Source organism: Mycobacterium sp. TH-M11, from assembly GCF_057473725.1.
The window spans coordinates 1-5,238 of record NZ_JBYCLD010000240.1 but is presented as its reverse complement, the minus strand read 5'-3'; the positions used below and the strand labels follow the sequence as shown (position 1 = coordinate 5,238).

The following is a 5,238-nucleotide window of genomic DNA, read 5'->3' as shown; positions in this document are numbered from 1 at the left end:
CGCATCGAGGACTCGAGACGGGCTCCCCTGGCCCAGTCGATGGCAGTCATCGGCTTCTTGCCCGGCGCCTGGACCTGCCCCAGCCGTACCGCGCCTGACGCCGTGCCGACCCGAACGCTGCGGCGATCGATATGAATATCGCCGGGCTCCAATGCTTTTGGCAGGCTATGGACGTCGGTGTCGAGGTAGACGGGTCCGAGCTTGATGCGTAGATCTCCGATCAGGGTCCACGCCCCCGGGTTGGGGGTGACCGCTCGGATGCGACGTTCGACGAATTCGGCCGGCAGGTCCCAACGCACCCGCGCCTGCTCGACACTGATTTTGGGCGCCACGCTGACGCCGTCCGCGGGTTGCGGAACCGGCGTGAGCGCCCCCTCGGCGATGCCGTCCAGTGTCCGCGACAGCAAGGCGGCCCCCGAAACCGCAAGCCGCTCAAGCAAATCCCCCGCAGTGTCGATCGGGCGTATCGACTCGGTAACCACACCGTAAACCGGCCCGGAGTCCAGGCCGGACTCGATTTGGAACGTCGTCGCGCCGGTGACCGTGTCGCCCGCAGCGATCGCGGCCTGCACCGGTGCCGCGCCACGCCAGGCGGGCAGCAGTGAGAAGTGCAGGTTGACCCAGCCATGCACCGGGACGGCCAGCAGGTCCTCGCGCAGCAGCGCGCCGAACGCGACCACCGGACAGCAATCCGGCCGCAACGTCGACAGTTCGGCAACGAACTCGGACGCGTTGGGCCGCTCCGGTCGCAGTACCCGGATGCCGTGCTCGAGCGCGAGGGCGGCCACCGGCGATGGCTTCGGCTTGCCGTGCCGCCCCGACGCCGCATCGGGTCGGGTGAGCACAGCGATCACCTCGTGACGCGGCGACTCGATGAGACTGCGCAGCGCGGGTAGCGCGGGTTCCGGTGTACCGGCAAAGACAAGACGCACCGGCACAGTGTAGGAAGTAAGCGCTGCCGCTTACCGGGCTAGGGAGGGCGTGATGACTTTGACCACGATTTCGGGACTGCCCGCCCACGTGCTTCTCGTACACGCCGTGGTCGTGCTGGCGCCTTTGACGGCTTTGCTGGAAATCATGTGCGCGCTCTGGCCGACGGCACGGCGACACCTGGTATGGCTGGTGCTCGCGTTCGCCGCCGTGACCGCAGCGGTGACGCCGATCACCGCGAACGCCGGTGCGTGGCTCTACGAGCACGAAAACCAGCACCGCAAAATCTTGGACACTCACGCCGACCGCGGCAGCGTGATGGTCTATTTCTCCCTCGGCCTGCTCGTCGTTGCCGTCGTGCTGGCATTGGTCCACCGGCGGGAGATGCGGGGAGTCGAACCGGGGCGCGGGGTCGGCGTGGCGGTCGCGATTCTCGCGATCCTGGTGGGCAGTGCCGCCATCGTGCAGGTGGTGCGGATCGGCGACTCAGGAGCCGACTCCGTCTGGGGCGCCGAACTCAGCGCAGGCCAGCCGTGGGATCAGCCCACCGGCCAACACATCCTTGACCTGCCGTGGTGAAAGTCGATGTCGCACAGTGAAAGACGAGTCCTTGGTGATGTTGGCGACCTGCAGGGTGCCCGCTTCGGCGAGCCGGTCGCGGGCACCCGCGATACGCAGCGTGTCGCCTTGGTCGATGGTGTCGTAGTCGTCGGCGTCGTCGAACTCGAGGGCCAAGACTCCGAAGTTGGCCAGGTTCTGCCAGTGGATGCGCGCGAACGATTTCGCGATGACGGCCCGCAGGCCCAGGTGACGCGGTGCGATCGCGGCGTGCTCCCGTGACGAACCCTGGCCGTAATTGTCACCGCCGACGACGAGGTGACCGGTTTCTCGGGCCTGCTGTGCCCGCTCCGGATACGACTCGTCGAGTTGGGTGAAACTGAACATTGCCAGCTTGGGGATGTTGGAGCGAAACGGCAGCGCCCGCGCGCCGGCCGGGGAGATCTCGTCGGTGGAGATGTTGTCACCGACTTTGAGCAACACCGGGGCCTCGATCTCATTGGGCAACGGCGGCAGCTCTGGCAGATCGGATATGTTGGGCCCCTTGATCGGGTCGACGTGCTTGGCCTCCTCGGGGTCCAGCGGGGGCACCAGCATCGCGGTGTTCACGGACGACTGATCCGGCAGATCGAGGTCCGGGTACTCCATTTCCGAGTCGCGCGCCCAGTCGCGCGGATCGGTGATCACCCCCGTCAACGCCGATGCCGCAGCGGTTTCCGGTGAACACAACCAGACCGAATCCTCTTTGGTGCCGGAGCGGCCGGGAAAGTTGCGCGGCATCGTCCGCAGGGAATTGCGCCCGGTGGCAGGCGCCTGGCCCATGCCGATGCACCCCATGCAGCCCGCTTGATGGATCCGGGCGCCGCCGATCACCAATTCGGTGGTCGCGCCCATCTTGGTGAGATCGGTCAGGATCTCTCGCGACGTCGGGTTGATGTCGAGGCTGACATCCGGCGACGACTGGCGTCCCGCGATCATCGCCGCGACGATCGCGAAATCACGCAGGCCCGGATTGGCACTCGATCCGACCACCGCCTGTGCGATCGGCTCGCCGGCGACCTCACGGACCGGCACCACGTTGCCCGGTGACGACGGCTTGGCGATCAACGGTTCGATCTGGGACAGGTCGATCTCGTCGTCGAGGTCGTAATCCGCGCCGTCATCGGCCAGCAGTTCAATCCAGTCGTTCGCGCGGTCCTCGGCGCGCAGAAATTCGCGGACCGCCGCATCGCTCGGGAACACTGTGGTGGTAGCCCCGAGTTCGGCACCCATGTTCGCGATGACGTGGCGATCCATGGCCGTCAGGTGGTCCAAGCCGGGGCCGTAATATTCGATGATGCGGTTCACGCCGCCGTTGACGTCGTGTCGGCGCAGCATTTCCAGGATCACGTCTTTGGCCGAACACCATTGCGGCAGTTCGCCTTCGAGCTTGACGCCCCACACCTCGGGCATTCGGATGCGCAGTGGTCGGCCGGTGATCGCCAGCGCGACTTCGAGTCCGCCCACCCCGATCGCCAGCATTCCCAACGAGCCCGCGGCCGGGGTGTGGGAATCCGAGCCCACCATCGTCTTGCCGGGAATCCCGAACCGTTGCATGTGCGTGGGATGCGACACCCCGTTGCCCGGCTTGGAGAACCACAGGCCGAAGCGCTGCGCGGCGGTGCGCAGGTACTCGTGGTCCTCGGCGTTCTTCTCGTCGGTCTGGAGCAGGTTGTGGTCGACGTACTGCACGCTCACCTCGGTGCGGGCACGGTCGAGGCCGAGCGCCTCCAGTTCCTGCATCACCAGCGTGCCGGTCGCGTCCTGGGTCAGCGTCTGATCGATGTGGATGGCGATCTCTTCACCGGGCGTCATCTCACCGGATTCCAGGTGTGACTCGATCAGTTTGCGAGTCACGTTGAGTGGCATGACGAGCGCGTACCCCGATACCGTCGCGACCACACGTTCGCGTGAGTCACCGGCGGGGTTCCACGGCGATCGAAACCGCCGACCAAGGGTTCAGTGCTGCTGGCTACGGTGGCCCTAGCCGATGTGCAGCGGGTCGACCTGCACGCGGACCGGTTCGCTGGTTTGACGCGCGCTGACCACCGCGACGCCGCGTCGCAACTCCCCCGCCAGTGCCAGCCCCTGCCCGCGGCCGACTCGGACCAGCATCCGGCTCACCGGCTCATCGGCGGCCACACCTGCTGGTCGCCGCACGCCCGGCGGCAGCGGAACGGGGCCGAGCAGTTCGGCGGTTTCCGGCAATCGAATTTCGTCGAGCAGCGCCGCAACCGCCGCGCCGGTGCCGTCGAGAGCGGCCATGTGCGTGCTCGGTGGCAACGCGACCTCGGCCCGGGCGGCCAACTCGGCATCCGCATGGCCGACCGGGTCCCAGCGAATCAACGCCTGCACGGTCGGCACCGACGCCTCGGCAACGATGGCCACGACACCGCCGTGGTCGCGCGGGCGGACCAACGCTGCGGCGGCCATCCACCGGCGCAGCGTGTCCTCGGTGGCCCGCAGGTCTTGCCGCCCCAGCAACGCCCAGCAGTCCAGCAGCAGCGCCGCGCCGTATCCACCGACGGCTCGCGGTTCGGCGCCAGGGGTGGCGACGACCAACGCTGGTCCAGCGCCGACCTCGGACACCACCGCCTCGCCCGCCGAGGTGATCACCGTCGTGCCGCTGAACGCGCGGCCCAACTCTTCAGCGGTGCGCCGGGCGCCCACCACGACGGCACGCACCGCGTCGGACCCGCAGGCACCGCAGCGCAGCGCCGCGTCGGCGCGGCCACACCAGCGACAGACCGGCGCGCTGCCGCCCCGGTCTTCCAACGACAGCGGACCGGTGCAATGCCGGCAGCGGGCGACCGCCCGGCAGCGCGCACATGCCAGCGACGGCACATAGCCCCGCCTGGGCACCTGCACCAGCACCGGCGACCCGGCCTGTAACGCCGATCGGGCGGCTCGCAGCGCAACCGACGGCAGCCGCGCGGTGCGCGCCGCCGGATCACGCTCCTCGGCGTACCCGCCGTCGTCGAGGGCAACCACCCGCGGGGTTGCGGCGCGCACCACCGCTCGCGCCGCAACCACGTCGTGCGCCCAGCCGCTGCGCACCAGCGATTGCGCCTCGGCGGTGCGGGCGTAGCCGCCAATCACTGCGGCGCAACGCATTTGGTGGGCGCGCAACATCGCCACCTCACGGGCATGCGGGTACGGCGCCCGCGGCTCGGCCAGCGTGTCGTCACCGTCGTCCCACACCATGACCAGCCCGAGGTCGCTGACTGGCGCGAATACCGCGCTGCGCGTGCCGATCACCACCCGCGCGGTGCCCCGCAGTGCGGCCAGCCACCGCCGGTAGCGCGCGGCCGGACCCAAGCCCGCCGACAGCGCGACCACCCCGGCCTCGTCGAGCAGCGCCGTCGCGGCCCGCCACAACGTGTCGACGTCGCGCTGGTCCGGCACGATCGCCAATACGGCGCGGCCGGCTTGCACGGTCTGCGCGGCGGCCTCGGCGAACCGGGCGGCCCACGGTTCGCCGGGCAACGCCTGCCAGATCGCGCGCGCGGCGCGGGTCTCGGCCAGCGCCGTCAACAACTGCCCGCCGCGGCTGTAGCGCTCCCAACCCGCTCTATCGACCTCGCCGATCACGGAAAGCTCTGGCGGCATTGGCTTTTCGCCTTCCACCTTGGCATGGCGAGGCGGCACGGCCAGCCGCAGCACATCCGCGCGAGTGCCCGCATAGCGGGCCGCGACGGCGTCGACCAACCG

General features: G+C 69.1%; 4 protein-coding genes. 1 reads left to right on the top strand and 3 read right to left on the bottom strand.

What is annotated here, in order from left to right:
- Positions 1 to 932 (bottom strand): methionyl-tRNA formyltransferase (gene fmt, locus AC2VOG_RS10065; protein WP_486939756.1); only part of this gene is annotated, 932 nt, incomplete at its 3' end.
- A gap of 52 nt (positions 933 to 984) precedes the next feature.
- On the opposite strand from fmt, the gene AC2VOG_RS10060 reads away from it, so the two are divergent.
- A complete protein-coding gene (locus AC2VOG_RS10060) occupies positions 985 to 1,509 on the top strand; it encodes a DUF2231 domain-containing protein (RefSeq protein ID WP_486939755.1) in 525 nt (174 codons plus the stop codon).
- Here the strand turns inward: AC2VOG_RS10060 and AC2VOG_RS10055 are convergent.
- Together AC2VOG_RS10055 and AC2VOG_RS10050 are read right to left on the bottom strand one after the other, a co-directional pair.
- Positions 1,417 to 3,396 carry an aconitate hydratase gene (locus AC2VOG_RS10055; RefSeq protein WP_486939754.1) on the bottom strand — a complete coding sequence of 660 codons (1,980 nt, stop codon included), beginning with the start codon at positions 3,394 to 3,396 and terminating at the stop codon, positions 1,417 to 1,419. The two genes, AC2VOG_RS10060 and AC2VOG_RS10055, sit on opposite strands and share 93 nt — an antisense overlap.
- Positions 3,397 to 3,510: 114 nt before the next feature.
- Positions 3,511 to 5,238, bottom strand: a 1,728-nt coding sequence (locus AC2VOG_RS10050; RefSeq protein WP_486939753.1) for a primosomal protein N', incomplete at its 5' end; no start/stop codon positions are given.

What these genes read in the sequence shown, in the direction of transcription:
- AC2VOG_RS10060 (WP_486939755.1), top strand. Translation starts at nt 985, where the DNA reads ATGACTTTGACCACGATTTCGGGACTGCCCGCCCACGTGCTTCTCGTA.
- AC2VOG_RS10055 (WP_486939754.1), bottom strand. Translation starts at nt 3,396, where the DNA reads ATGCCACTCAACGTGACTCGCAAACTGATCGAGTCACACCTGGAATCC.